At 57.0% G+C, this 26923-nt stretch carries 29 protein-coding genes and 1 tRNA gene; 18 read left to right on the forward strand and 12 right to left on the reverse strand.

All coding sequences use genetic code 11. The features are described from left to right. The first annotated feature begins 2 nt into the window (after positions 1 to 2). Both AC13DD_RS04650 and selD read left to right on the forward strand, forming a co-directional pair. A complete protein-coding gene (locus AC13DD_RS04650) occupies positions 3 to 686 on the forward strand; it encodes a helix-hairpin-helix domain-containing protein (RefSeq protein WP_482930898.1) in 684 nt (227 codons plus the stop codon). Continuing rightward, a complete protein-coding gene (selD, locus tag AC13DD_RS04655) occupies positions 686 to 2962 on the forward strand; it encodes a selenide, water dikinase SelD (protein WP_482930899.1) in 2277 nt (758 codons plus the stop codon). Before AC13DD_RS04650 ends, selD begins: the two co-directional genes overlap by 1 nt. Here selD and senB read toward each other — a convergent pair. Continuing rightward, positions 2959 to 3933, reverse strand: a complete 975-nt coding sequence (senB, locus tag AC13DD_RS04660) for a selenoneine biosynthesis selenosugar synthase SenB (RefSeq protein WP_482930900.1) — start codon at positions 3931 to 3933, stop codon at positions 2959 to 2961. The genes selD and senB overlap by 4 nt on opposite strands. Before the next feature lie 183 nt (positions 3934 to 4116). Here senB and AC13DD_RS04665 point away from each other — a divergent pair, with 183 nt between their 5' ends. The 4 genes from AC13DD_RS04665 to AC13DD_RS04680 all read left to right on the forward strand — a co-directional run bounded on the left by AC13DD_RS04665 (position 4117) and on the right by AC13DD_RS04680 (position 7854). Continuing rightward, on the forward strand, positions 4117 to 4983 hold the full coding sequence (locus AC13DD_RS04665; protein WP_273156830.1) for a putative selenate ABC transporter substrate-binding protein: 867 nt from the start codon (positions 4117 to 4119) through the stop codon (positions 4981 to 4983). Further along, positions 4983 to 5633, forward strand: coding sequence for an ATP-binding cassette domain-containing protein (locus tag AC13DD_RS04670; RefSeq protein WP_092033678.1), 651 nt, complete (start codon positions 4983 to 4985; stop codon positions 5631 to 5633). The genes AC13DD_RS04665 and AC13DD_RS04670 overlap by 1 nt, the downstream gene beginning before the upstream one ends. 13 nt (positions 5634 to 5646) lie before the next feature. Next, positions 5647 to 7113, forward strand: coding sequence for a PhnE/PtxC family ABC transporter permease (locus tag AC13DD_RS04675; protein ID WP_482930901.1), 1467 nt, complete (start codon positions 5647 to 5649; stop codon positions 7111 to 7113). A 135-nt stretch (positions 7114 to 7248) separates the two neighbouring features. Next, positions 7249 to 7854 carry a hypothetical protein gene (locus AC13DD_RS04680; protein ID WP_273083859.1) on the forward strand — a complete coding sequence of 202 codons (606 nt, stop codon included), beginning with the start codon at positions 7249 to 7251 and terminating at the stop codon, positions 7852 to 7854. Here the strand turns inward: AC13DD_RS04680 and AC13DD_RS04685 are convergent. Further along, positions 7847 to 8158: a hypothetical protein gene (locus AC13DD_RS04685; protein ID WP_008171587.1), complete on the reverse strand. Its 312-nt coding sequence runs from the start codon at positions 8156 to 8158 to the stop codon at positions 7847 to 7849. The genes AC13DD_RS04680 and AC13DD_RS04685 overlap by 8 nt on opposite strands. An 89-nt stretch (positions 8159 to 8247) precedes the next feature. Next, positions 8248 to 8709, reverse strand: a complete 462-nt coding sequence (locus AC13DD_RS04690; protein ID WP_039881896.1) for a hypothetical protein — start codon at positions 8707 to 8709, stop codon at positions 8248 to 8250. Between the two features lie 132 nt (positions 8710 to 8841). On the opposite strand from AC13DD_RS04690, the gene AC13DD_RS04695 reads away from it, so the two are divergent. Genes AC13DD_RS04695 through AC13DD_RS04705 form a run of 3 tightly spaced genes read left to right on the forward strand, consistent with a single transcriptional unit; the run spans position 8842 to position 11065 of the window. After that, complete coding sequence (locus AC13DD_RS04695; RefSeq protein WP_008171591.1) at positions 8842 to 9762, forward strand: ABC transporter ATP-binding protein; 921 nt, start codon at positions 8842 to 8844, stop codon at positions 9760 to 9762. 26 nt (positions 9763 to 9788) lie between these two features. Next, on the forward strand, positions 9789 to 10550 hold the full coding sequence (locus AC13DD_RS04700; RefSeq protein WP_008171593.1) for an ABC transporter permease: 762 nt from the start codon (positions 9789 to 9791) through the stop codon (positions 10548 to 10550). After that, positions 10514 to 11065: a DUF192 domain-containing protein gene (locus tag AC13DD_RS04705; protein WP_227497774.1), complete on the forward strand. Its 552-nt coding sequence runs from the start codon at positions 10514 to 10516 to the stop codon at positions 11063 to 11065. The genes AC13DD_RS04700 and AC13DD_RS04705 overlap by 37 nt, the downstream gene beginning before the upstream one ends. A 25-nt stretch (positions 11066 to 11090) precedes the next feature. Here AC13DD_RS04705 and AC13DD_RS04710 read toward each other — a convergent pair whose 3' ends face one another. Continuing rightward, positions 11091 to 11882, reverse strand: coding sequence for an enoyl-CoA hydratase (locus AC13DD_RS04710; RefSeq protein ID WP_008171597.1), 792 nt, complete (start codon positions 11880 to 11882; stop codon positions 11091 to 11093). Between the two features lie 188 nt (positions 11883 to 12070). Here AC13DD_RS04710 and AC13DD_RS04715 point away from each other — a divergent pair, with 188 nt between their 5' ends. From AC13DD_RS04715 to AC13DD_RS04725, 3 genes are read left to right on the forward strand one after another with little or no spacing between them, the layout of a single operon-like run. Further along, positions 12071 to 12214, forward strand: a complete 144-nt coding sequence (locus AC13DD_RS04715; RefSeq protein ID WP_008171599.1) for a hypothetical protein — start codon at positions 12071 to 12073, stop codon at positions 12212 to 12214. A gap of 38 nt (positions 12215 to 12252) precedes the next feature. Continuing rightward, positions 12253 to 13131 (forward strand): DMT family transporter, encoded by an 879-nt coding sequence (locus tag AC13DD_RS04720; protein WP_053115334.1) that lies wholly within the window; start codon positions 12253 to 12255, stop codon positions 13129 to 13131. A gap of 53 nt (positions 13132 to 13184) precedes the next feature. Continuing rightward, entirely contained in the window at positions 13185 to 13988 is an 804-nt protein-coding gene (locus AC13DD_RS04725; RefSeq protein WP_273071131.1) for an enoyl-CoA hydratase-related protein, read from the forward strand. Positions 13989 to 14016: 28 nt separating this feature from the next. Here the strand turns inward: AC13DD_RS04725 and AC13DD_RS04730 are convergent, their stop codons facing one another. From AC13DD_RS04730 to AC13DD_RS04740, 3 genes are all read right to left on the reverse strand, one after another. Continuing rightward, entirely contained in the window at positions 14017 to 14388 is a 372-nt protein-coding gene (locus AC13DD_RS04730; protein WP_273071132.1) for a hypothetical protein, read from the reverse strand. A 141-nt stretch (positions 14389 to 14529) separates the two neighbouring features. After that, positions 14530 to 14616, reverse strand: a tRNA-Leu gene (locus AC13DD_RS04735). A gap of 75 nt (positions 14617 to 14691) precedes the next feature. Next, positions 14692 to 15333 carry a class I SAM-dependent methyltransferase gene (locus AC13DD_RS04740; protein ID WP_062784547.1) on the reverse strand — a complete coding sequence of 214 codons (642 nt, stop codon included), beginning with the start codon at positions 15331 to 15333 and terminating at the stop codon, positions 14692 to 14694. A gap of 183 nt (positions 15334 to 15516) precedes the next feature. On the opposite strand from AC13DD_RS04740, the gene AC13DD_RS04745 reads away from it, so the two are divergent. From AC13DD_RS04745 to cydC, 4 genes are read left to right on the forward strand one after another with little or no spacing between them, the layout of a single operon-like run. Further along, positions 15517 to 16959 (forward strand): cytochrome ubiquinol oxidase subunit I, encoded by a 1443-nt coding sequence (locus tag AC13DD_RS04745; RefSeq protein ID WP_153633468.1) that lies wholly within the window; start codon positions 15517 to 15519, stop codon positions 16957 to 16959. A 2-nt stretch (positions 16960 to 16961) separates the two neighbouring features. Continuing rightward, positions 16962 to 17963, forward strand: coding sequence for a cytochrome d ubiquinol oxidase subunit II (cydB, locus tag AC13DD_RS04750; RefSeq protein WP_069183608.1), 1002 nt, complete (start codon positions 16962 to 16964; stop codon positions 17961 to 17963). Then, on the forward strand, positions 17964 to 19676 hold the full coding sequence (gene cydD / locus AC13DD_RS04755; RefSeq protein WP_008171611.1) for a thiol reductant ABC exporter subunit CydD: 1713 nt from the start codon (positions 17964 to 17966) through the stop codon (positions 19674 to 19676). Beyond that, positions 19669 to 21285, forward strand: coding sequence for a thiol reductant ABC exporter subunit CydC (cydC, locus tag AC13DD_RS04760; protein ID WP_008171613.1), 1617 nt, complete (start codon positions 19669 to 19671; stop codon positions 21283 to 21285). Before cydD ends, cydC begins: the two co-directional genes overlap by 8 nt. Here cydC and AC13DD_RS04765 read toward each other — a convergent pair. Continuing rightward, entirely contained in the window at positions 21282 to 22523 is a 1242-nt protein-coding gene (locus tag AC13DD_RS04765; protein WP_482930902.1) for a saccharopine dehydrogenase family protein, read from the reverse strand. The two genes, cydC and AC13DD_RS04765, sit on opposite strands and share 4 nt — an antisense overlap. A gap of 57 nt (positions 22524 to 22580) precedes the next feature. Continuing rightward, entirely contained in the window at positions 22581 to 22997 is a 417-nt protein-coding gene (locus tag AC13DD_RS04770; RefSeq protein WP_014577128.1) for a hypothetical protein, read from the reverse strand. Positions 22998 to 23205: 208 nt separating this feature from the next. Here AC13DD_RS04770 and AC13DD_RS04775 point away from each other — a divergent pair, with 208 nt between their 5' ends. Together AC13DD_RS04775 and AC13DD_RS04780 are read left to right on the forward strand one after the other, a co-directional pair. Beyond that, the gene (locus AC13DD_RS04775) at positions 23206 to 23535 is read left to right on the forward strand and encodes a hypothetical protein (protein ID WP_041645222.1); all 330 of its coding nucleotides are present in this window, start codon (positions 23206 to 23208) and stop codon (positions 23533 to 23535) included. A gap of 28 nt (positions 23536 to 23563) precedes the next feature. Further along, entirely contained in the window at positions 23564 to 24037 is a 474-nt protein-coding gene (locus tag AC13DD_RS04780; protein WP_273071137.1) for a hypothetical protein, read from the forward strand. Between the two features lie 10 nt (positions 24038 to 24047). Here the strand turns inward: AC13DD_RS04780 and AC13DD_RS04785 are convergent, their stop codons facing one another. The 3 genes from AC13DD_RS04785 to AC13DD_RS04795 all read right to left on the reverse strand — a co-directional run bounded on the left by AC13DD_RS04785 (position 24048) and on the right by AC13DD_RS04795 (position 26689). Next, positions 24048 to 24887, reverse strand: coding sequence for a putative RNA methyltransferase (locus AC13DD_RS04785; protein ID WP_273071138.1), 840 nt, complete (start codon positions 24885 to 24887; stop codon positions 24048 to 24050). Between the two features lie 110 nt (positions 24888 to 24997). Then, entirely contained in the window at positions 24998 to 25939 is a 942-nt protein-coding gene (locus tag AC13DD_RS04790) for an electron transfer flavoprotein subunit alpha/FixB family protein (protein WP_069183602.1), read from the reverse strand. Next, positions 25940 to 26689: an electron transfer flavoprotein subunit beta/FixA family protein gene (locus tag AC13DD_RS04795; protein WP_008171627.1), complete on the reverse strand. Its 750-nt coding sequence runs from the start codon at positions 26687 to 26689 to the stop codon at positions 25940 to 25942. Between the last annotated feature and the right edge of the window lie 234 nt (positions 26690 to 26923).

Consider the following 26923-nt stretch of genomic DNA (forward strand, 5'->3'; position numbering starts at 1 on the left):
CCATGGCGAAGAAAGCCAAACAGAACGTTGATAAAATCGTGAAAAAGGTCAACAAGGAGTTCGAAAAGACTTCTTCCCAGATCGAAGGCCTGGTGAACGATGCGCTGAAGCAGTTCGACAGCCTGCAGAACCAGGTTCAGGAGCCTGTTCGCAAGCTGCTCAAGGAAATCGACGAGCTTCGCGACCGCGAGATGAAGCGTTTCCACGAAGAGTTTGAGCGTCGCCTGGAAGAGTTCCATGAACTGCAGAGCAGCATTCTTGAGCGGCTTGGCGTGGCTTCCAAGGAAGCGGGTGAAGAGGTCAAGAAGCTCACAGATGAAGTGAGTAAAGAGGCCAGCACGGCAGCCAAGAAATCAGCGCCGAAGAAAACCGCCAAAACAGCTTCCAAAGCCAAAGGCTCAACCAGCAAGCCTGCGGCGAAAAAGCCGGCTGCCAAGAAGCCTGCAGCCAAGAAGCCTGCAGCCAAGAAAGCACCAGCGGCCAAGGCTGCAAAGCCGGTCGACAAGAGTGACCTGACGCTGGTTAAAGGTATCGGTCCGGCCACCGCCAAGAAGATGAAGGACGCTGGCATTACCTCCATCGACCAGATCGCCAATCCGTCTGCCGAAGACCAGGAAAAGCTGAAGGCCTTCTCAAACGTCAAGGGATACAGCCAATTCAGCGCTGAAGCCAAGAAAATCGGCTGATGCGAACGCCTGACCAGCCTGTTTTACGGGACATTGTCCTGATTGGCGGCGGGCACAGCCACGTCGGGGTACTCAAGCGGTTCGCGATGAACCCTGTTCCCGGCGTGCGCCTGACCCTGATCTGCCGCGACACCCACACCCCCTATTCCGGCATGCTGCCGGGCTACGTGGCAGGCCACTATAGCTACGACGATGTCCACATCGATCTGAGCCGCCTGGCGGAATACGCTGGCGCGCGCTTTTACCGGGCCGAAGCCATGGGCATCGACCGGGATCAGAAGCGGGTTATCTGCCGCGGTCGCCCGGATGTGCCCTACGACATACTGTCAATCAATATTGGCTCGTCTCCGCGGGTCAATGAAGTGGAAGGCGCTTCCGACCACGCCGTTCCGGTGAAGCCGATCACCGGCTTCAACAACCGCTGGCTTGCACTGCTTTCCCGTATCGAGAATCACGACGGGCCGCTGGCGGTTGCCGTGGTTGGCGCTGGTGCCGGTGGCGTTGAGCTGACCCTCGCCATGCAGTTTCGACTGAAGAATGAACTGAAACAGCGTGGTAAAGATCCCGGTCAGCTGCATTTCCACCTCTTCGACGCCGCCGACCAAATTCTACCGACCCACAACCCCAAGGTGCGTGAGGTTTTCCGAAAAACCTTGTCGAATCGTGGTGTGAAGGTCCATCTGGGATCGCCAGTCAGCAAGGTTCAGGAAGGGTTATTGATTACCGAATCCGGCGAAACCCTGCAAACGGACGAAGTGCTCTGGGTAACCCGGGCTGGTGGCCCGGAATGGCTCAAGGACACAGGCCTGGCGCTGGACGATGGTCTGTTCCTGAGAGTACGCGATACCCTGCAAGTGGAGAATGACGACAGCATTTTTGCTGCTGGCGATATTGCCAACGTCTTGAATCACCCCCGAGAAAAAGCGGGGGTATTTGCGGTAAGACAGGGACCTCCCCTCGCCGACAACCTCAAGCGGCTTGCAACCGGCAAGGATCCGAAGGATTTTCATCCTCAGAAGAAGTGGTTAGCGCTAATCAGCACCGGGGACAAGTACGCTGTGGCCTCCCGGGGAGATTTGCAGTTCGACGGCGCCTGGGTGTGGCGCTGGAAAGACTGGATCGATCGCCGCTTCATGAAGAAGTTCAACGATCTGCCTCCAATGGAGGAAGAATCCAAACTGCCGGATACGGCTGCCGCACAGAATGTCAAGGAAGCCTCCCAGGCCATTTCGGCGGTTGCCATGCGTTGTGGTGGTTGTGGCGCCAAGGTGGGCAGCACCGTTCTTTCGCGTGCCCTGGGAGAGCTGAAACCCATTGAGCGGGACGATATCCTGATCGGCCTTCACGCCCCGGACGACGCCGCCGTTTTGACAGTACCACCCGGCAAAGCCGCAGTTCATACCGTGGATTTCTTCCGTGCGTTCATTGACGACCCCTACATCTTTGGCAAGGTGGCGGCCAATCATAGCCTCGGTGACGTCTTTGCCATGGGCGCCGAAGCCCAGAGTGCCACGGCCGTTGCCACGGTGCCTTACGGCATTGAATCCAAGGTTGAGGATGTCGTGCATCAGATGATGTCTGGTGCTGTTGAAGTGCTGAACGAGGCAGGATGCGCGCTGGTTGGTGGGCACACCGGCGAGGGCAAAGAACTGGCCCTGGGCTTTGCAGTCAACGGCCTGATCGACCCGGAAGAAGTCATGAGCAAAGGTGGCCTGAAAGCGGGCGATGCCCTGATTCTCACCAAGCCCATCGGTACAGGCACCCTGTTTGCCGCTCACGCAAAGCTGGCGGCCAAAGGTCGGTGGATCGATTCCGCCCTCGCCTCCATGATCCAGTCCAATAAGGCGGCAGCAGACTGTCTCAGGAAATTTGGATCAAAAGCCTGTACCGACGTTACTGGCTTCGGCCTCCTCGGGCATCTGGTTGAAATGACCAAGCCCTCGGGTGTGGATGCCGAACTGGATCTTTCTGCCATCCCGATCCTTCCGGGCGCGGAGGAAACAGCGGCAGCAGGGATTCTTAGTTCCCTGCAACCAGCAAACATCCGCTTGCGCCGGGGTATCCGGGATCAGGAAAAATGGGTAAATCATGCCCGATATCCCCTGATTTTTGACCCTCAAACGGCGGGTGGTCTGCTGGCAAGCGTTGCGGCAGACAAAGCCAAAGAATGCGTCCGGGAGCTGAAGTCGTTGGGTTACCCGCATACCGCGATCATCGGCCGGATTACCGCCCAAGATGAATCGGGGCCCATCGAGCCTATTTCCCTGCGGGATTAACGTCCCTGTGAGCAGCGCTGCATTGCAAGGCGTAGCGCCTGCTCCAGGGATGCCTGTTCTTTTTCGGGCAGGAAACGCTCGGCCAGATTACCAACCTGCGCTTTGAGGCTTTCGAGAAACGCAGGTTCGGTCTCTGCGTGTTGCAGCAATCCGGCCAGCGCCTGTTCGTCGCCAACGGGAAAATATCCGGCATAGTCACGCCCCAGCAAACCAACATTGCCCGGAATGTCGGATGCCAACACCGGCAAGCCAGCCCGGCAGGCTTCGGAGACCACGTTTGCGCCACCCTCCATTACCGAGCTGATCACCATTAACTGGCTGTTCGCCATCAACTGCCGGGTGCGGGTTTTATCCAGCTCGCCGAGCCAGTGGAAGCGTGGATTTTCAGCCATTTCCCGCTCTGCTTTGTTGTGCCATGCGTCGTTGTGGGCCCTGCCGGCACAAAAAACCTGTACCTTCGAGTCCTTCGGAAGCAATCGTGCGGCATAAGCCGCCCTCAGAGAATCCTTTTCGTCCCGAAGATGACCAATCACACAAGCGCCAAAACTCTCTTTCGTGAGATCCGCTTGCGGCGCCGGAAAGGCCTCCGGCCCCTCAGCCGATTGGTATAGCGTGACCAATTTGCTGGCAAGGCCGGCGGGTATGTCGTGCGCTACCAAGTCGTGCAGACCAATAAGCGCATCGGCAGCGCCCATAGAATACCGGGTATCTTCCGGGTATTCGTGCTGGTGCTGATAGATATCCGTGCCGGTGAGAGCCACGATGAGCGGCTTTTCAGGCCAGGTTTCGCCGAAATGTCGTATGGCATCGACACTACGCCAGGCATGCAGGGCTATAAACGCATCGCAGGGTTCCCCGTGGTATTCAGTAACCACGTCGACCGAGTGCCCGGCACTTTCCAGCAAGGTCTCCCACCGTTCCGCCGTTGCCCGGTTTCCTGCTTTCGAACCCGGCTGCGCCGGCGTGATCATTATCAGATGCATTGTCTTTGATTGAACCCAGCTTACTGAAAAATGGAGCGTTCGGCCCTGAGCCAATTAAACCCGCAAACCGTATAGCTGTTCAGAGTTAACCTAAATCAAGGTATCCTTCTGAAGCTGGAGTCGTTCACTTCATCTCTGCACTGTAAATATCCATTCCAAAAAGGAAAAACCATGACCCACAATCTTATACGGAAATTGCTGATTATTGGTCTCTGTTCTCTTTTTTCAGCCGCCGCGACCGCGCAGACGTTCATTTTTACGGCAATCCCGGACGAAGATGAAACCAAGCTCGTCGAGCGTTTTCGCGGCATTGCGGACTACCTTTCCGAGGAACTGGATGCCGATGTGAAGTACATCCCCGTGAAATCCTATGCGGCTGCCGTTTCCGCCTTCCGGAATAACCAAGTGCAGCTGGCGTGGTTCGGCGGCCTGTCGGGTGTTCAGGCGAGATCACTTGTACCCGGTTCTCAGGCAATCGCACAGGGGACTGAAGACCAGGCCTTCTACGTCTATTTTATTGCTCATGAGAGCACCGGCCTGGATCGTCAGGATAGCCTGCCAGAAGACGTACGTGGTAAGACCTTTACCTTCGGATCAAAGGGCTCAACGTCGGGACGATTGATTCCGGAGTACCACATCCGCGAAACGTTTGGCGAAGCACCTGAAGATGTATTTTCTCGGGTCGGCTACAGCGGCAACCACACTCGCACCCTCCGTCTGGTCGAGTCCGGCACCTACGAAGTGGGCGCGATGAACTTCGCGGTCTGGGAAAAAGAACTGGAAAACGGAAACATTGATACCGACGCCGTGAAGGTCATCTGGAAAACACCCGGGTTCCCGAATTATCAATGGAGCATCCGTGGCGACGTGGATGAAAACTACGGCGAAGGCTTTACCGATCGCGTTCGCGAAGCCCTGCTCTCGCTTGATGATCCCGAGCTGCTTGAGAGCTTCCCGCGTTCTGATTTTATTCCCGCTTCAAACGACGATTATGAGCCGATTCGCAAAGTAGCGAAAGAAATCGGAATCATTGATTGATGGCAGGCTTTGATCTCTCAGGCCTGACGGCCTCTTTTGGGGGTGAGCGGGTAATCGGGCCCCTCGCCCTCAAGGTAAAGGAAGGAGATCAGGTTGCCCTGGTCGGCAAGAGTGGTGCAGGTAAATCCACTCTTATCCGGCTTATTCACCAGCAAGTGGATGGCCAGTCATCCCTTGTGCCTCAGGAGCTTGGTCTGGTAAACGCCCTTCCGGTGTTTCACAACGTTTTCATGGGCCAGCTCGACAAGCATGCCACCTGGTACAACACCGTTACCCTTGTGCGGCCATTCAAACAGGACAGAAAACAGGTCCTGGAGCTTCTGGACGCATTGAAAATGTCTGAAAAACTCTGGATTCCCACAGCTTCGCTCTCGGGCGGGCAGCGTCAAAGGGTGGCCATTGCCAGAGCCCTTTATCGCAACGCCCCGGTCTTATTGGCAGATGAACCCATCTCCGCACTGGACGGCCCCATGGCGCATCACGTTATGCAATTGCTGCGAGATCGCTTCAAAACCAGTGTTATCGCTCTTCACGATGTGGAAATGGCGATGAAGTACTGTAACCGCATTGTTGGCATACAGAATGGGCAGGTCGCCCTTGATGAGCCTACTGACCAATTGGCGGCCGCAGACATCATGTCGCTGTATTAGGATCTGTCGAGCGATGCTCTCCTACCCAACTGTTCGCACCAGCCTGATCTTTCTTGCTATTGCGCTTGTGGGGCTCCTGTTTGCCGATATTGCGATCACCGCAAACAATCCCTGGCGGGATCTGGGCAACTTTTTCCTGGGTGTACTCACTCCGAACTTTTTCAGCAGCGAAGGTCTTCTTACCGCCTTATTGCGAACAGTGGCCTTCGCCTTTGTTGGGGTGACCGTTGGCGGGGTTTGCGGATTTTTTCTGGCTCTGGCGTACCGATTCCTCCCGGTGCGGGTGTTTTGTGCTTTCATCAGGGCGATTCATGAGCTCTTTTGGGCTCTTATTTTTTTGCAGTTTTTCGGTTTCCACCCCCTGACGGGCGTGTTGGCGATTGCGATACCTTATTCCGGCATCTTCGCCAAGGTTTACTCCGAGATTCTCGAGGAAGCTGACCCGGAGCCGGGCAGGCTCTTGCCACCGGGAACAGGAACTATCGCGGCGTTTCTGTATACCAGGATTCCTGATTGCTGGGTCCAATTGAGAACCTACACCGCCTATCGCCTTGAATGCGGGCTGCGTTCGAGTGCCATACTCGGATTTGTGGGCCTGCCAACTCTGGGGTTTTATTTGGAAACCTCTTTTTCCCAGGGGATGTACTCCGACGCCGGCGCAATGTTGATCCTCTTTTACGTGCTCATTGCCACAATTCCACTATGGGTAAGACCCAAGTTGTTACCCGTGTATATCGTGGGGGCTCCGTTTTTCCTTGGCGATGGCTTGCCCATCGTCTGGGGTAATGTTGAACGGTTTTTCACCGAGGATATTGTCCCCAGCCCACTCAGGGATGGAGAGGGCCTGGCCGGCCTTTTACCGTGGCTGAATGAACTGATGATCGAGCAGGCACTGCCTGGCATCTGGAATACTGTGGTTCTCACTCAGATTGCGCTGGTGGCCACGGGTATCCTCACCCTGCTGGCGTTCCCCCTGATCTCAAATCATTTTGGCGGCCCTATACGTCGAACCTCCGGCCATATTTTTCTAGTAATTGCCCGATCAACCCCTGAGTACATCCTGGCCTACATACTCCTGCAACTCTGGGGACCTTCCATGCTTCCTGCGGTGGTTGCATTGGCCCTTCACAATGGCGGCATCATAGGCCACCTGATTGGCCGGCAAACCAACACGATCCGTTTGAGATCCGATGCTCCCAAAGGCTTTAATCGCTATAGCTGGGAACTCGTGCCCCGGATCTACCGATCATTTCTGGCGTTTCTATTTTATCGCTGGGAAATCATCATGAGAGAAACTGCAATCCTTGGTATTCTCGGCATCTACACCCTTGGCTTTTACGTTGATAGCGCGATACAGAGTATCCGGTTCGACCAGGCAATGGTTCTGATCCTGATAACGGCCATGCTTAACATCGGCGTAGACATCCTCGGCCGCTATATTCGCCGCAAGCTGGCTTTGCAGACCATGCCCACCTGCTAACCCGCACTGCGATCCCCATCACAGTTCCGTCATTTCGGCCAACGCTAAACTGGTAATTGGCGACCGGTTGGCGGTATTGCCAGGATACATTCCGCTACACTCAGATCACCTATTGCAACATTCAGAGTTCTGGTGATGATGGTTAACGGGTTGATTCTCTTCATTCAGGTCGGGCTGCTGGCGCTGCTTGTCCTGTTGGCTGTGCGGGTTATCTCGCTGGTGCGTTCCGAACCCATCGCAGTCGGTCGCCAGGAAATCTGGCCAGCAACGAGGGACACGGTGGCTACCGACCTGCCCTCAAACAATTCCGAATGGCCGGTTGCCAGCAGAAGGCCGACTCCTGAAGCTGCTCCGGACCGGGCTGAGCTCATCACCCGATTGCACATTCTGGCTGGTCTCCAGGAACGGGATTGCCGTGTAAAGGGTCTGGCGCTAGCGACCGCACCCGATGCGGTCAAAGCCTATGCCACGGCTTGGCTGTACGGTGCCGGGTGCGCCCTGAGCGACAAAGGCAGTCGGCATTCCGAGGCACTGGCCGGGATTGTTGCCCAGACCATCAATCGAAAAACGGGGATGCGTCAACCGGAGGCGATGCAGGCGATCAGCACATTAACAGACAGTGCGGTTTATCTGGCTTGTTTCCGGGCGGGTCTGGAAGGTGCGGAGTTCTGGCGATACAACCATTTCGTACCGCCCACGTCGAGTCTTTACGACGCCATTACTGCCAACGCGTTTATTTAGCAGCCTGTTTGTTTGCGGTTTCAAGTACCCAGTCGGTACCCAGGGCAACGGGTTCCGCATGATCCTGTTCGTCCACTCGGGTTCCGGTTATTTCAGGCCGGCTGAAGCCGCCATCATCCGTATTTGCCATGCTGTCCACATCCACGGAACGAACCACATAGGTTACGCCGCCGGCCAGCACTTTCGCGCGATGAGTCAGGCCGAAAACAAACCGGCAGTAATCCAGCTTTAGCTGAATCAGATCCTGTTCGGCTTTGCGGATTTTTCTGAGCAGAACCTTCTGAACGCTATCTCCGTAATCCATCACGTTGTCCCTGCAAATGGCGATGAGATGATTTTACACAATCCCGGACCGTTGTCAGCCGACCAGTTGTCGGTTCAGCTGTCCCGGTGCTATTCGGCCTGGAAAACCAGCTTAACCGGGATGTTTTCGATGGGTTCCTGGCCCTGTTGCAGATCAATGCGCCAGGTCATTTTGCCATCCACGGTGCAGAACGGCGCTGTGAAACGGGCGGAGTACTGGTTTTCCGACTGTTTGCCGAGGGGCACCGGGTACTCGCCCATGTACATGGACTCGCCCCGGAGAACAGCCAGAAAGCGTTCCGGACGTTCCGGTGTAGCAACGGTTAGCTGGTATTCGGTGCCCTGAGCGCCCACGCCCATGGTGTTGAGGGCAACCTGCCAATCTCCGGAACCATTCGACCATTGGCACGGACCGCTTTCCAGCAGATCACACTGAACGGTCTGACTTTCTCCGCCGGACGTTTTGCCAGTGTCTCCCAGCAGGCGCCAACCGAACACACCGGCACCAACCACGGCCAGAATCAATCCTGTAACAGCAATCGCGCGTAACATAACCGCTTCCCGAACAAACCCGGCCGGCATTATGGGGTTTTCTCCGGCCGAGGCAAAGGTTTCTAAACTGGCGCTACTCATGAGAAAATACTGCGCCTTCAATTCGACCCATTCTGACCACAGGACACGCCCGTGCAGCCGGATATTTCCGTTAAGCACCTGAGCAAGGTATATGGCGACGGTTTTCAGGCTTTGAAAGACATTAACCTGGACATCCGCCGTGGCGAGATCTTCGCCCTCCTCGGCCCCAATGGCGCTGGCAAGACCACGCTCATCAGTATCATCTGCGGTATCGTCAATGCCTCCTCCGGACAGGTAACGGCCGCCGGTTACGATATTGTCAAAGACTACCGCAAGGCCCGCGAGACCATCGGCCTGGTGCCACAGGAACTCAACACCGATTCATTCGAAACTGTCTGGAATGCCGTTTCCTTCAGTCGTGGGCTATTCGGCAAGGCGCCGAAACCTGCGCACATCGAGAAAGTCCTGAAAGATCTTTCTCTCTGGGACAAGCGCAACAACCGGATCATGTCTCTCTCCGGTGGCATGAAGCGCCGCCTGATGATTGCCAAGGCGCTCTCCCATGAGCCCCAGATACTGTTCCTGGATGAGCCCACGGCGGGCGTCGACGTTGAACTGCGGCGGGACATGTGGGAAATGGTGCGCAAACTTCGGGAACATGGCGTGACCATCATCCTCACCACCCACTACATCGAAGAAGCCGAGGAAATGGCGGATCGCATCGGTGTCATTCGCGGTGGCGAGATCATTCTGGTCGAGGACAAGGCCCAGTTGATGACCAAGCTGGGCAAGAAAGAGTTGCGACTGCAGCTGCAGCACAAACTGGACAAGGTGCCCGGTGAACTGACTCTGGAGCCGATAGAGCTGTCAGAGGATGGTTACGAGCTGATATACACCTTCGACTCCCAGCGAGAGCAGGCAGGGGTAACCCGATTGCTCCGCACGCTTGGCGATCTCGGTATCGAATACCGAGACCTTCAAACCCGGGAAAGCTCCCTTGAAGAGATTTTTGTCGGCCTGGTGCACGAGTAAAACTGCCGGCTATTCTGGAGAAATGCATGAACCTGTACGGTATCCGCGCAATCTACAATTTTGAAATGGCCCGCATGAAGCGCACTGTGATGCAAAGTGTGCTCTCGCCGGTTATATCCACCTGCCTGTATTTCGTGGTGTTTGGCTCAGCGATTGGCTCGCGGATGGGCGACATCGACAACATCGCCTACGGCGCTTACATCATCCCCGGCCTGGTGATGTTGTCGCTGCTGATGCAAAGTATTTCGAACGCCTCCTTCGGCATCTACATGCCCAAGTTCTCGGGCACGATTTATGAAGTGCTCTCTGCCCCGGTCTCCTATGTGGAAGTGGTGCTGGGCTATGTCGGTGCTGCTGCCACCAAGTCCATCATTCTTGGGCTTATCATCCTGGCGACCGCCAAGTTCTTCGTGGACTACGACGTACTGCACCCCTTCTGGATGCTCTCCTTCCTGGTGCTTACCTCGGTGACCTTCAGCCTGTTCGGTTTCATTATCGGCATCTGGGCCGACGGATTCGAAAAACTGCAGATCGTGCCGATGATGATTGTCACACCGCTGGTTTTCCTTGGCGGTACCTTCTATTCAATCGACATGCTGCCAGAGGTCTGGCAGACCGTGAGCCTGTTCAATCCGGTGGTTTACCTGATCAGCGGTTTCCGTTGGGCGTTTTACGGCGTGTCTGACGTTCATATTGCCATCAGTGTGGGAATGACCCTCGTATTCCTCACGGCCTGCATGGTCGGCATCTGGTGGATTTTCAAGACCGGCTACCGGTTGCGCTCGTGACCTGCGCATCAAGCCCGGTTCGGGGGGCGGAAGTCTGGGCCCTCCTTGCAGCCAGCTTATTGCTCTACGGCTGCTCCTCGGGCATTGCAGCGCCTCAGGACGGCCTGCCGGTTGTCGAGGCCTGCTTTGTGTCTGCGTCGGGCGTGGTGCCAGTGCAACTCGAGATTGCCGGCACTTCCGAGCAACGCCAGAAAGGACTGATGGGCCGTACGTCCATGGCTCCCGATGCCGGGATGCTGTTTAAATACCGCGAGCCGAGATCAGCCAGCCACGGATTCTGGATGTACAAGACCCTGATTCCCCTCGACATCGCCTACCTGAACGAGGATGGCAAGATTGGCAGCATTCGCAAGATGGTGCCCTGCCCCTCGGCCAGCGGATCCGGTTGCCCCACCTACCCGGCCGGTGTGCCATTCATCGAGGCCGTGGAGATGAACGCCGGCTTTTTCCTGGAACATGGAATCGGAACGGGCGACCGGCTCGCCATCGGAAAGGACAATTGCCCCGCAAATTAGGCCGGGCAATGTCTCAGCAACCGGTTCAGCTGTCCTGCCACTCTGGCTTGCGCTTCTCCAGAAATGCGCAGATACCTTCCTGGGCGTCGTTCGCCATCATGTTGTCTGCCATCACCTTTGAGGTGTACTCATAAGCGTCCTCCAGCGGCATTTCCAGTTGCCGGTAGAAGGCTTCCTTACCAATCTTCAGGGTATGACCAGACTTGTCGGCAATGGTACGCGCCAGCTTGTAAACCATTTCGTCCAGGTGCTGCTCATCAACAATCTGATTGACCAGTCCGATGCGTTCAGCTTTCACGGCACCAATCATCTCACCGGTCAGCAGCATTTCCATCGCGTGCTTGCGTGACACATTCCGGGACAGCGCCACCATCGGCGTGGAACAGAATAGCCCGATATTCACGCCAGGCGTCGCAAACCGGGCGGTATCGGCCGCCACGGCCAGGTCGCAGCTGGCCACCAGCTGGCAGCCGGCGGCGGTCGCAACACCCGCAACCCGCGCAATGACTGGCCGGGGCAGGTTCACGATCTGCTGCATCACCTTGCTACACTGGTTAAACAGGGCCAGCTGGAATTCATGGCTATCGAACTGCTCACGCACTTCCCGGAGGTCATGGCCGGCACAAAACACGTTGCCATGAGCCGCAAGGACGACAACCCGCGTTTTCGAATCGGAGGCGATGATCGCCAGCTCTTCAGACAAGGCCTCGAGCATGGCCATGGAAAGGCTGTTTTTCTTCTCCGGCTGGTTCAGTGTAAGCGTGGTAATGCCATTTTCGCTGTACTTGTGCACCAGCTCTTGTGTTTGTTCAGTCATGTGGACACTCCATTTGAATCGTTGCTGCACCGGGCATTCTGGAATCTTACCCAGAGTATTGCTGACTGCGTCTATACTGTCGAAGCGACTTTTGTAGGATGCTCAGTTTTCAATGCGTTGCGGTTGTTATAGACCTCTGCTGCCCATAGGCTGTTGGTAGAAGCCAAAACTGCAGAGAGGAATAACGCATGTCAAAATCAATGATCCTCAAAGCCATCTTCGCCATCGCGGTTATCGGCGGAGCAGTCTTCATAATCGTAAAAGACGATCCAGCAACACCAACCGGCGACATCAACAGCATCCAGCCGCTGCCGGAACAGGACAACCCATAAATTAACCGAACCACCACACCGGAACAGGCGAAGCCACGTTGCAGACTACCAGAATCAAAGGACTGACCATCGCAGCTCTGGGCGTGCTGTTTATCGTGCCCGATGCGTTGCTGGTGAAAATCACCTCCGTGGATCCTGTGGTCTTTCTGTTTTGGCGCGGCCTGTTACTGGCGATCAGTTTTTTTGTGATCAGCTGGGCGCGATACCGTTCCCGACTGGTGCCTGAAATTCGAAAATGCGGCCGTAAAGGCCTGTTCTGTGCCGGTGCCTTTGCCATCAGTACCCTTGGGTTCGTGGTTGGCATGAAGAACACAGCCGCCGGCAATGTGCTGGTCATCCTGAACACCGCGCCGGTCATCGCGGCCGTGATTGCCTGGGCGGTCTGGAAAGAAACGCTGCCTCTTCGCACCTGGGTAGTCATTTTGGTGTGCGTCACCGGCGCCACCTTCATGGCCGTGGGAGAATTCGGCAAGGGCGACCCTCTGGGTCTGTTGATGGCCGTGGTTGCCGCCACTGCCCTGGCCTCCAACCTCAACGTAGCGCGCTCCAAACCCGACAGCGATATGAGCGTGATGCTCATGTTCGGCGCGCTGGTGTTGGCAGGTGTTGCGGCATTGCTTGGTGGTGCGCAGATGCCCTCGGCCCGTGATTTCTTCTTTATCGCCCTGCTCTGTCTTGTGTTCCTGCCCACTGCGTGCATCCTGATCCAGATTGGCCCCCGCTATATTCCGGCGGCGGAAGTCAGCCTGATGCTGCTTCTGGAAACCGTGTTCGGGTCTTTCCTTGTTTGGCTATTCCTCGGCGAAGTACCGCCAAAGCTCAGCCTGGTAGGTGGTGTTATTGTATTCTCCGCCCTGGCGGTGCATGGCTGGACGGAAGTAAGCCGGTACCGAAAAGCGCGGGTGGCAGTTGATTAACCCGGTTCCCGCGCGCGAAGATACGCGCTGATCAAAAACAAGGAACCGCAACAATGACCACCGTACCCAAGCTCACCGATGCCCTGTTGACCCTCGAGAACCGTGTCGCCACGCTTACTCTGAACCGTCACGACCTGCGCAATGCGCTGACCGGCTCAAACCTGATCGACGACATCGTGACCACCGCGGAATGGGTTAACCAGTGCGAAGACGTGTCGGTACTGGTGATCACCGGAGCGGGCTCTGCGTTCAGCGCCGGCGGCAACATCCGGGACATGACCAACCGCAGCGGCGATTTTGCCGGTGACGTGGCCGAATGCGCCGACCGTTACCGCAAAGGCATCCAGCGTATTCCCCTGGCCCTGCAGAATGTGGAAGTGCCCATTATCGCTGCCGTAAACGGCCCGGCCATCGGCGCCGGCTTCGATTTGGCCAACATGGCGGATATCCGCATTGCCTCGGACAACGCAAAGTTCGGCGAAACCTTTCTTAACCTGGGAATCATTCCGGGTGACGGCGGCGCTTGGTTCATGCAGCGCCTGATCGGCTACCAGCGCGCCTTCGAGCTAACGCTTACCGGGCGGGTGATCGATGCTACCGAGGCAAAGGAGCTGGGCATTGTTCTGGAGGTGGTGCCAGCGGACGAACTGATGAACGCCGCCAATGCCATGGCAAACCGCATGGCCAGCCAACCACCGAAAGCCACTCGCCTCACCAAACGCCTGATGAAAATGGCACCGAGGATGGAGCTGAAGGATTTTCTGGATGTGTGCGCCAACTTCCAGGGCATGTGCCACAACGAGCCTGAGCACCTGGAAGCGGTTAACAAAATGCTGGAAGCAATGTCGAAAAAATAGTGGCAGCGGCCAAATGGCCGCCTATCCATCAGACGGGGCTATTTCCCCGTAAAGACTTGAGGTCGAGCTCTTTCTCCACTTGCCTTGCAATCGTCTCGTCAGAAAGACTGAAAGCCACATGAAACCCCTTTTCGGTCTCGATACCACCATCATTGATGATGGAAACCACCTGCGCAGGATCTGTCAGCTCACTGACATCTTCGACCAGCGCTATCTGATCATCTTCCGAAAGCAGACTGTTTGCCGCTTCAATCGCCGACGAGGCACCCTGGCCGGGTGATGGCGTACAGACAATCATTCTCGCCTGCCCCACTGGCGTCACGATCAGCCTCTTGGCTTTCTCGATGGGATCGTTCACGTAACATGCGATTTGCTTACCAATAGTTTCGACTTCGGCCATGGCGGTTTGTCTCCTCATGCGGAAAACATTGAGTTAAAGCGTACGGCAGGCGTGAGAGCTTCGATCACTGCTCATTTGCCGTCGATACCTGCGGGTTGACGAGGACCACAAGAAAACACTTGGGGACATTGACAACAAAGGTGGTGCTCCGGGCCGGAATCGAACCGGCACGACCTAACGGTCGAGAGATTTTAAGTCTCTTGTGTCTACCAATTTCACCACCGGAGCAGTCGGGGGAGGTTTTGACGGACAGAATTGTATAAGTCTCCGTGGGGTAACGCAATTCGGATTCTGCCCGCACTATCAGGCTGCCGGGCTGGTCTCTAGCGGGTTGATCGCCCTGCCCTTATAGATGTATCCCGCGATTTTCGGTGCCTTGGGGATGTAGAGGTTTTCAAGTTCCTGGATTTCAAAGCCGGCGTGACGGATCAGGTCTGCGATGTGTCGGTTCAGGTGGCAGCCGCCGGCCAGCTTTTTCCAGCCCGGGGTGATGCGGTTTTGCCATTTTCTCGTGTCGTCGTGGGGCGATTCGCCGTGTTCGAGGAACAGGAGTTCACCGCCGGGTTTGAGCACTCGGCGCATCTGTTGAAGAGCGGCGTTCCAGTCGGGGATCGTACACAGGGTGAAGGTCAGCAGAACGGTGTCCACGGAGTTGTCGTCCAGAGGGATTTTCTCCCCGGGCAGATCCAGCCATTCAACCTTTATTGGAGTTTTGGCAAGGTTGGGCTGGGCCTTTCTACGCATGCCTTCTGAGGGCTCCAGGCCGTACACCATATCGACATTATTGGCGTTGTAGAATTCCATGTTGATGGCCGAGCCCATACCCACTTCCAGAACCACACCTTTGGCATGGGGAACCACCTGGCTACGAAGTTTCATCACCTGGCCCATTGAGCAAGCCCGGTCTATGATGTGAGGCAGTATTCTGTCTTCGTAAAAGCTCATCGGCATCACCATAATTGTTTTAAATCAAGGGTGCGACAATCGGCCCTATCGAAACTGCTAGCTTATTTAGTAGCATAGTAACCATCTGCCGGTAATAACAATATAACAATCAGAGCTAAGGCAGCGGCTGAACGGGTTCGCTGGGCCCGTTTGTTATGATGTGATCGTTACCGGAGGGTTCCCATGGAACTTGATCCTCTCATCCTATCGCGAATCCAGTTCGCGTTCGTGGTGTCATTTCACGCCATTTTTCCGGTGTTTACCATCGGCCTCGCTTCCTACATCGCGGTACTCGAAGGCCTTGCCTTCAAAACCGAGAATCCTGTGTGGGTGAAGCTCTCTGCCTTCTGGACCAAGGTGTTTGCCGTGGTGTTTGGTATGGGGGTGGTGTCGGGCATCGTGATGTCGTTCCAGTTCGGAACCAACTGGAGCAATTTCGCGCAGGCCTCGGCCAACTTCCTTGGCCCTATCCTGAGTTATGAGGTGGTTACGGCGTTCTTCCTGGAGGCGGCGTTCCTCGGGGTGCTGCTCTTCGGCCGGGATAAGGTGCCGGCTGGCGTTCACCTGTTTGCCGCCATCATGGTTGCGACGGGTACCTTTATTTCCTCCTTCTGGATTCTCTCGGCCAACAGCTGGATGCAGACTCCCGCGGGCACCGAACTCCGTGATGGCGTGTTCTATGTGACTTCCTGGAGCGAGGCGATCTTTAACCCGTCCTTCCCTTACCGCTTTGGCCATATGGCGCTGGCGTCCTTCCTGACCGGCGGCTTCGTGGTGGCCGGCGTGAGCGCCTGGTATCTCCTGCGGGGTCGCGAGGTGGAGGCCAATAAGAAAGCGCTGTCCATGTGCCTGTGGCTTTTGCTGTTCATTGCTCCTGCTCAGGCGGTGCTGGGTGATTTCCACGGTCTGAACACCCTGGAGCACCAGCCCACCAAGGTTGCGGCCATGGAAGGTAACTGGGAAACCTCCCGCAATGTGCCGTTGCTGCTGTTCGCCATTCCCGATCAGGAAAACCAGCGGAACCTGTACGAGATCGGTATTCCCAGCCTGGCCAGCTTCATCCTGACCCATGAATGGGACGGAGAGGTGCCGGGTGTGAGCGCAGTGCCGGTTGAAGAGCAGCCTCCGGTGGCGATTGTGTTCTGGTCCTTCCGGATCATGGTAGGTATTGGCCTGCTGATGATCGCCTTCGCGGTAACCGGCCTGGTTCTGCGTGCCGGCGGCAGGTACTGGCGCACCAACTGGTTCCTGCAGGGGATGCGTTTTATGAGCATTGCGCCCTTCTTTGCGGTACTCACCGGCTGGTTCGTAACCGAAGTGGGCCGCGCGCCCTGGCTGGTGTATGGCCAGATGACCCAGGCCGAGGCCCTGACCCCGTCGCTGACCGGCGGCATGGCGCTGTTCACGCTCATCGGCTATATCGTTGTGTACGCTCTGGTGTTTTCTGCCGGTGTCTACTACCTCATGCGTGTGTTGTATGTCGGTCTTGAAGACCGTGATGAGGACGAACACGAGGCAGATCGACCCAAGCGTCCGTTCTCCGCTGCACACGTGCCTTTCGAAATTGACCACAATTCTGACGATACTGTTGGTACTGCCAAGCCCGTCAACCAGGGAGGTCACTGATTATGGAACTGTTTGATCTGCCTCTTATCTGGGCATTCATTATCGGCTTCGGCATCATCATGTATGTGTTGATGGACGGGTTCGACCTGGGCGTGGGCATTCTCTTCCCCTTTGCTCCGAACGAGGAAGCCCGCGACACCATGATGAATTCGGTGGCCCCGGTGTGGGACGGCAATGAAACCTGGCTGGTGCTCGGTGGCGCCGGTCTTCTGGCCGCCTTCCCCATGGTGTATTCCATCTTCCTGCCGGCACTCTATATAGGTGTATTCCTGCTATTGGCCGGGCTAATTTTCCGGGGCGTGGCCTTTGAGTTCCGGTTCAAGGCCCGTACGTCACGTTATCTCTGGAACTGGGCGTTTGCCGGCGGCTCCACAGTTGCATCCTTTGCCCAGGGCGCCGTGGTCGGGGCCTATATCCAGGGCTTTGAAACCGCCAATGGCGTCTATGTTGGCGGCGCGCTGGACTGGCTGACGCCGTTCACCGTGCTCACGGGTCTGGGTATGCTGGCCGGCTATGCCCTGCTGGGTTCCACCTGGCTGATCATGAAAACCGAGGGGAATCTGCAGCAGTGGGCCTACAAGATCACCCTGCCCTTGCTCCTCGCGGTGTTGGTGGTCTTTGGCATCATCGGCGTCTGGACGCCCTTCGTGGATGAAATGGTGCGTGAGCGCTGGTTCTCCAACCTGAGCATTATCTGGGTCCTGCCGGTTCTGACACTGCTTTGTGCTATCCAGATTTACCGTTCGGTTCGTGATCGCAAAGACGGCATGCCGTTCGTGGCTACCATGGGCCTGTTCATCACCACCTATCTGGGCCTGGTGGTCAGCCGCTGGCCCTATGTGGTCCCGCCGGAATACACGCTCTGGGAGGCAGCCTCCGCCTATGAATCCCAGCTGTTCCTCCTGTTGGGTCTGCTGTTCGTGATTCCGATTGTGCTGGTCTACACCGCCTGGACCTATTGGGTCTTCCGCGGCAAGGTACGCGCCGGCGAGGGATATCACTAAGTGGCGGAGCCATCGGCCAATGGGGGCGGAGAGAATACCTCCGCCGCCGATCAGAAAGCCGTCAAAGGATGGCTTGCGGATCTGGCCCGTGGCAGTCGCCTGTGGATCCGAAGTACCGTGGCTGCCGGCACCGTTGCCGGCATTGCCACCATTATTCAGATGGTTTTGCTTGCCCGGATTATCCACCTGGGCATCATTGACGAGGTCCCGGTTGCGGACCTCACTCCCCTCTTTCTCGGTCTGATCCTGGCGCTGGTTGTTCGTGCGCTGGGCCAGGGTTTTCAGACCCGGTTTGCGGCGCGTTGCAGCGAACAGGTTCGCCGGGATGCCCGACGACAGCTCCACAAACACTGGCAGGCCACAGGCCCGGTTGAATTGGGCCAGTCTTCCGCTGGCACCCTGGCCAGGGAGTGGATTGACCATGTGGAAGCCCTGCACGGTTACTTTGCGCGGTTTCTGCCGCAGATGACCCTGTCGATGATTGTGCCGCTGCTGATCCTGGCCCTGGTGTTCTGGCTGGACTGGCTGGCCGGCATTTTCCTGCTGCTGTCCGCGCCGCTGATTCCCCTGTTCATGGCCCTGGTGGGCATGGGCGCGGAGAAACTGAACCAGCAGCACTTTGAAACCATCAGCCGGCTTTCCGGCCAGTTCCTGGACAAGGTGCGCGGCCTGACCACCCTGCAGCTGTTCGGCCAGACGGCCGGCGCTGCGGAGCTCATTCGCAAGCGCTCTGATCACTACCGCCGCATTACCATGAAAACGCTCAGGGTCGCTTTTCTGTCCTCAGCGGTTCTGGAGTTCTTTGCCTCTGTGGCCATCGCCGTGATCGCCATCTACATCGGGTTTGGTCTGCTTGGCTATATCACCTACGGCCCTTCCGAGGATCTGACCCTGTTTTCCGGGTTGCTGATCCTGTTGCTGGCCCCGGAGTTTTTCCAGCCGCTGCGCACGCTCTCCCAGCATTACCACGATCGCGCCGCGGCCATGGGCGCCGGCTCAGAGATACTTGAGCGGCTGGATCTGCCGGTGAACTTTGAAACCGCATCAGAGATGGCGTCGGTCGAGGGTTCGGAAGACCGGATTGAGCTGCGTGCCGTCGGTAAAGGTTTCCGGACCGACCAAACGGTGCTGAAAGATCTGTCCCTGACCATCCAGAAAGGTGAAGTGATTGCCCTGACCGGCCCTTCCGGCGGTGGCAAATCCACCCTGCTACATCTTCTGGCCGGCTTCATGGCGCCGGACACCGGTGAAGTTCATCTGTTCGGCGAAGCACCGGGCAGTTTCCGGTTTGGCTGGCTGGGGCAGAAAGGTTTTCTGGTTCAGGGTACCTGGGCCGATAACCTCAGACTGACTACTCCGGATGCCTCCGATATTGCCATTGAAACGGCGCTGCGTAACGTGGGCCTTGGCTCCCTGCTGGACAGCCGGCAACAGGGAATCTACAGCCCGGTGTCGGAAGAGGGTCAGGGACTCTCCGGCGGCCAGGCCCGGCGTCTCAGTCTCGCCCGTATCTTTCTGGCGGATTACGATCTGATCCTGCTGGATGAACCGACTGCGGGTCTGGATAGCGACAGTGAGGTGTTTGTATTAGAGGCCCTGCATAAACTGGCGGTAGCCGGTAAAACCCTGGTTTTCTCAACCCACCACCAGGCTCTCCTGACTCTGGCCAACCGAGTGCTGCTGGTGTCCGGCGGGGAGGTTCGCGATGCGTGAACTGAAACCCTGGCTGGACCTGATTTTCAAACGCCCCGGTCGCCTGGTTGTCGGTGGTTTTCTGATTCTGGCCACCCTGCTCTCCGGTATAGCCCTGTTGGCGGTTTCCGGCTGGTTTATCACCGAAACTGCCTTAGTGGGTCTGCTTCTGGCGGCCGGTGTCGCCGCGACCATCAATCTGTATGTTCCCGGCGGTGCCATCCGTTTCTTTGCCGTCTCCCGCACGGTGTTCCGCTATCTGGAGCGGGTCTACAATCACGATACTGTGTTGCGTCTGCTCACGGATATCCGCGTGGCCCTGTTCCGGCGTTTGTCACAGGCCAGTCGTATTCGCCGTGGCGAACTGAGCGGCGCCCAGTGGCTGTCGAGGCTAACCAGTGATGTGGATGCCCTGGATACGCTGTACCTGCGGCTGATCGCGCCTGCAGCGCTGGCTGGCCTTGTCACCCTTGCGGTCGTGGTACTTGCCGCCGTGCTGTTTGATGTCGGGACGGCATTGCTGGTTGGTCTGTTACTGGTAATTGCTCTGTTGATCGCCACCGTTGGCGTATACCTGAGAACCTGGCGCCTTTCTGCCCGGCAAAGCGACCGGCAGGAGGATTTGCGCACGGCCGTGATTGAGCACATTGAGGGTTTCCCGGAGCTGACCGCTGCCGGGCGGACCGGTAAACATGCGGCCTGGCTGATGCGTCAGGCGCATCAGGTTACCTCCGAGCAGGCGAAGGCCGATACCCGGGTCGGCTGGCATCTGGCAGGCTCTCATTTGCTGGTCAATCTTTCTGCGGTTGTGGCGCTCTGGGCGGGTTTCGCCCTGTTCCAGGCTGGCACCGTGTCCGGCCCGGTGCTGGTTTTGCTGCCGATTGCCCTGCTCGGCCTGGCAGAGGTCTACGCCATGCTGCCCGACGCTTTCGGGAAACTCGGAGCCACCCTGGCATCAGCATCGCGGCTGAACCGGGATTGCCGGGAGGACAAACAGCCGGGTACGCCAAAAGCAGCAGGCCTGCCGCCAGAGACGGCACTGCTCGCCGAAAATATCTCGGTCAAACACAGTGGTTACGCGCCGTTGTTCACCCGCTTCAATCTTGAGATTGAGAGCGGCGAGCGGGTTGGGATTCTCGGCCATTCCGGCAGCGGCAAGTCCTCTCTGGCGGATGTGCTCGCCGGCCTGTTACGCCATGCCCACGGCAGCCTGGCTCGAACAGATTGCGTCTATCTTACCCAGAAAACCGTGTTGTTCGAGGACACCCTGAGAGCCAATCTGTTACTGGGTTCGCCTGAGGCGTCGGATACCGAACTGTGGGGCATTCTGGAGCAGATGGAACTGGCTGAGCGCTTCGCCACAGAACCGGATCAGCTCGATACCTGGCTGGGCAGTGCCGGCAGCCGACTCTCCGGCGGTGAAGCCCGGCGTGTGGCCCTCGCGAGGGTGCTGTTGAACCCAGCCCCGCTGGTCATACTGGATGAGCCGTTTACCGGCCTGGATGCCGAAACCCGGGGGCGGGTGTCAAAACGGATGGAAACACTTCTGGAAGGAAAAACCGTGATCAGCCTGGCACACGGGTCGGAAGCCCTGCCGGGCACCGACCGTGTGATTTACCTGAGCGGTTAGCGGGTTTCGAGCACCTCGAAGGTCAGGCCCGCCTTGCTGGTGAGCCGGTCCATCAGCTTGCCATCCAGCAAAGAGGCCGGCGTCCAGAACCCGCCCGGCTGCTCCGCCGGAATATCGAACGCCAGGCACATGCCTGCCTCGCCCAACATTTTGCCAGTGGAGCCATAGCCCGGATCCCGATCGCCAGTCACCTTGGTGATGATGGTTTTGCCATCCTCTGTTCGACCAACGAAACGAAGATCATAGAATCCGGCTTTCTGGGCTTCCGGGCTCGGTCCCTCACCGGGCTGCGGCACAAACTTTTCCACCAGCCAGCGGGTCGGTTTGATGGCCGAGGCCATCAAGAATGCCCCCAGGCCACCGGTGACGGCATAGGCTGCCAGACGTCCCTTGGTACCACGACCGGTCATCATGGCCTCGTCGTAGGTGAACTCCTTGCCATAGCGCGCGTTCTGCATAGCGTTGGAACGGTGTACCACCCGGGTGTTGATCGCTGCCATTACGAAAGGCGCAAGCCAGGCGTTGAAGGTCTTGTCGAACTCCGCGCCTTTAAGGCTGGGCTGACGGGTCTTGGAGCGATGCTCCGGCGGGCAGATGGAGAACGGATTGGCCATTTGTTTTCGCAGTTTTGGATCGGCCGAGGCTTCCTTCACTGCGTTCATCAGGGAGGCAACGGTGCCGCCTGAGAATTCGCCTTTGGCGGTTTTTACCCGCATGCGGACATCCCGGCATGGTTCGCCGAAGGTCTGCTCTGCCTGGTTCTGCAGGAACCAGACGCCCATATCAGACGGAATCGAGTCAAATCCACAGCAGTGAACAATGCGCGCACCGGACGCTTTCGCTTCCTCCTCGTAGCGCTGCACCATCTTGGCAATCCACTGAACTTCACCGGTCAGATCGCAGTAGTCGGTGCCGCTGCGCACGCAGGCCTGGACCAGCGGCTCACCATAAAGGGCATAGGGGCCGACGGTGGAAATGATTACCCGGGTCTGCTCGCACATGGCCTTCAGAGCGTCTTCATCGGACGCATCAGCCAGAATCACCGGAACAGCGCTGGCCTTTTCGCCAAGTTCGCTCTTGAGCGCGTTGAGCTTACTCTCGGAGCGCCCGGCAATCGCCCATTTTACCGATTTGCCCACGCCATAGGTTTCGAGCAAGTAACGGGTAAGAATCTGGCCGACGAAACTGGTGGCACCGAACACCACCAGATCATGGGCTGTTTCTGCGGATTTGGTCATTGCTCTTCCTTAGTAAACAGTGATGACAACAGAAATTGATAACGAATCAATGGTATTTCAGCGGAGCCCGGCAACTGCTTTCTCGCCCATCAGACGCATGAATACGGCAACACCCAGGCCCCAGAAACCGTTGAGGAGCAAGCCGCCCACCCAGGTCTGGGCCGAGACATCTAGCCCTTTCAGGGGGAATACAACCAGCATGGCGACTGCGGTGGGACCTACAGCCCCTACAATGACATGCCCCAGCCAGAACTTCACCCCTGCCAGGCGCCCGAGGATCAGCCACAACAACATGCCCCAAAGGCCACCAAAGAACGCCAATGACACAACCTGGGGCACACCCAGCGGCGGCACCGGTGACAGGTTGAAGGGCGCTGCGGGCACGATGCCCCCTAGCCAGAACAGTGCGAACAGACCCTGATGAAACACCAGGGTTGCGAGAAAACCACTTGCAAACGCCTTGAACCAAACCATGAACAATCCTCTGTTGGTATGAATAGTCGGCCTTAACCCGTTGATTCTGCGTAGCTCATTGAACAACTGCAACCAATGTTAACAGTTTTGAGCGCTCGTTCTACTTTCCCGGCAACACCGGGAAATCCGTCTTCACGGCCAATCGTTTGTCATACTGCTTGGGGCACACTGGCAGGCAGAGCAAGAAAACGATTTCCGGAGGTTCGAATTGATCACCTTTTTAACAGTCTTGAGCATCCTGCTTGTCCTGTTCAGCGGCTTTGTCTGCTGGCAGGTTCTTGAACAGCGCAAAGTGATCGCCCGAATGATGGAGAACGACGATATCGCAGATTCCGAGCAGGAACCGGAGCTGGTTATTACGCTTCGGGTACTGGATCCGATTGCCCTGGCCAAGCGGGAGTCACGCTCTGCCCGAGTGCTTGCCGACAAACTCCCCGTGATGGTTCGCAAAATGGTGTACCAGGAAGTGATGAAAGAACTTGAGGAAGAAATGACAGAGCGCGAAATCGACGTGGATATGCAGATTGAGTATCGATGATCGCAATGTGTGACTGGAGGGCCCCATCATGAACCTGGCCGCAATCGTATTGTTGCTGCTACTGGCCTTTTGCGGATTCTGCATCGCCTACTGGCAGCTGCTGCTCTGTCGCCGTGAAGCACGGATTCTCAATTCCCATCGTGTGTCGGCGCACAGTGCCATCCAGAAAAGCAGAATGGATCTTCTCGAGGTCCGGAACCGGGCGCGGTTGCTGGAGGACTCGGTTTCGGGTGGCGCGAGCGCCGTAGAAAAGCTGCACAAAGCAATCTCGAACACGACTTTCGGGCTGATTGATCTGTTCTCGAAGGATGAAGAGTTCCGGCAGACTGCCCGCAAAGCTCGGGCCACCCATGACCAGAAGAGTCAACAGATCTACAAGACCGTGCGCACGACCAACAAGGCCCTGCACATCCTCGCCGATACCCTGATCATCGGGAAAGCAGAAAGGCGGCTCGCCTCCCGCAAGAGCGGCAAGGCTCAGGGTTCCGACGACGGTCAATGAAATTCGGGGGTTAACGCCTTTCCAGGCATTTCAGAACCACGTCGACTGTCACCACCAGTGATTCGAGCGAAGCAGCCTTCTCAAGGCCCTCCGAGTTGGCCCGATAAAGATGGGGTGTCATGGCCAGGAGATCGGCGATGCTGTCCTGGTCCGGAAGACTCAACGGAAACCTTAGCACGGTCGAATCCAGGGTCCGGAAGCCCTCGGGATCAACTATCTCAGTGTCTGCGGGTGGTTTCAGTTCGGGATAAATGATTTCACGCAGTTCCCGAAGATGGTCTGCACCGGCATCCACCTGCATCACCTTCCCGCCAGTCTTGAGCACTCTGGCGAACTCGCTGTAAACCGGAAAACCGAACAGGCAAAGCACGAGATCCAGGGATTCTGGCAGTATTGGCAGGTTGGCATTGCTGCCAACCACCCACCGGGTCTGTTTGTCCTGTTTGGCCGCGGCCAGAACCGCCCACTTGGAGATGTCGACGCCGATCATGGAGATATCTCTGGCGCCAGCCAAGCTCGCGAGGTGTCGAAGGTAATAACCTTCACCAGAGCCTGCGTCCAGAATCGATCCAGTGCCCTCGCTCGGGAGCCACTGCAATACCTGATTGCTCACAGCCTCGGCGATCTTTGTGTAGAACCCTGCATTCAGAAACCGTTGTCTGGCTGCGACCATTTCCTTGCTATCACCCGGGTCCAGGGAACGTTTCTTTTGAACGGGTAACAGATGCACGTAGCCCTGCCGGGCAACGTCGAAGCTGTGTCCGTTCTCGCAACGCCAGGTCTTTTCGCTGGGCGCCAGTGGGCAGCCGTCCAGTGGGCAGGCTAAGGCATCAAACGGCATTGTGGTCATGGTTTGTATATCCGGTTCAACCGTGGGGGTCAGATATCATGGCAGGTATTCTGGCTTCACCCAAAAGAAAAAGGCACCCGAAGGTGCCTTTTCTCAAGCCAGGCAGAAAGTTACAGAACTTTCTTCAGCTCTTCTTCAAGCTGCGGAACGGCTTCGAACAGGTCCGCTACCAGACCATAATCAGCAACCTGGAAGATCGGTGCTTCTTCATCCTTGTTGATCGCAACGATCACCTTGGAATCGGACATACCGGCCAGATGCTGGATGGCACCGGAAATACCCACGGCGATGTACAGCTGCGGAGCAACAATCTTACCGGTCTGGCCAACCTGCATGTCGTTCGGCACGAAACCGGCATCGACAGCAGCACGGGATGCGCCAACCGCAGCACCCATCAGATCGGCTACCTGCTCCAGCATCTTGAAGTTGTCACCGTTCTGCATGCCGCGACCACCGGAAACCACGATACCGGCGCTTGCCAGATCAGGGCGGTCAGACTTGGCCAGCTCTTCGCTAACGAACTGGGACAGGCCAGCGTCTTTTACAACGTCCAGCTGTTCAACGGCAGCGGAGCCACCTTCAGCAGCAACCGGGTCGAACGCAGTCGGACGAACAGTAACGACTTTGATGCTGTCACTGGATTTTACAGTGGCAATCGCGTTACCAGCGTAGATCGGGCGAACGAAGGTGTCTTCGGACTCCACGCGCATGATGTCGGAAACCTGGGCAACGTCCAGCAGCGCAGCAACGCGCGGCATGAAGTCTTTGCCCACGGTGCCAGCGGCGGCGAGAATATGGCTGTAGCCCTTGCCTACTTCGGCAACCAGCTCACCCAGGTTTTCGCCCAGGAAGTGACCATAAGCAGCGTTGTCGGCAACCAGCACCTTGTTAACGCCTTCGGCCTTCGCAGCTGCTTCAGCAACGGCACCACAGTTCTCACCGGCAACCAGTACGTCGATGTCTCCGCCGATGGCCTTGGCAGCCGCTACAACATTCAGGGTAGCCTGTTTCAGGCTGCTGTTGTCATGTTCAGCAATTACAAGGATGCTCATTTAGATCACCTTCGCTTCGTTCTTCAGTTTATCGACCAGCTCGGCAACGTCGGCCACTTTCACACCCGCCTGACGGGAAGCAGGCGCTTCAACCTTCAGGGTGGAAAGGCGCGGAGCGATGTCGACACCCAGATCAGCCGGGCTCATGTTGTCCAGCGGCTTCTTCTTCGCCTTCATGATGTTCGGCAGAGAAGCGTAGCGCGGCTCGTTCAGACGCAGGTCGGTAGTGACAACCGCAGGCAGGTTCAGAGCAACGGTCATCAGACCACCGTCTACCTCGCGGGTTACGTTAACCTTGTCGCCCTCAACAACCACTTCGGAAGCGAAAGTACCCTGACCCATGCCGGTCAGCGCGGCCAGCATCTGGCCAGTCTGGTTGTTATCGGAATCGATGGACTGCTTGCCAAGAATGACCAGCTTCGGCTCTTCTTTCTCAACAACAGCCTTGAGCAGCTTGGCCGCTTCGAGAGACTGAACCTCCTCGTCCGTTTCGACGTGGATACCACGGTCAGCACCCAGCGCCAGCGCAGTACGAATCTGCTCCTGGGAGGCTTTCGGGCCAATGGATACCACCACGATTTCACTGGCAACACCCTTCTCTTTCAGGCGAACGGCTTCTTCTACCGCGATTTCGCAGAACGGGTTCATTGCCATCTTGACGTTGGCGAGGTCAACACCGGTGTTGTCCGGCTTGACGCGCACCTTTACGTTGTAGTCGATTACTCGTTTTACAGCGACCAGAACCTTCATAGATTCCTCGTTCTTCTACGATGGGTTTATGACTTGCAGTCCTCGCGCAGAGCCTGCCGAAATTCAATGCGCACTAATGATGGAGGCAACACACGGCAGAATCAATAGCCTCAAACGACGCGCCAGGACTGAACTTTCAGCCAATTCCCCGGTATTGACCGGGGACGGCAATGAGACGATACTAGATTTCGACTCAAAACACACGATGTTTCAGTGTGCTCTTACAATGCCAAA

Source organism: Marinobacter sp. L-13 (assembly GCF_056857715.1).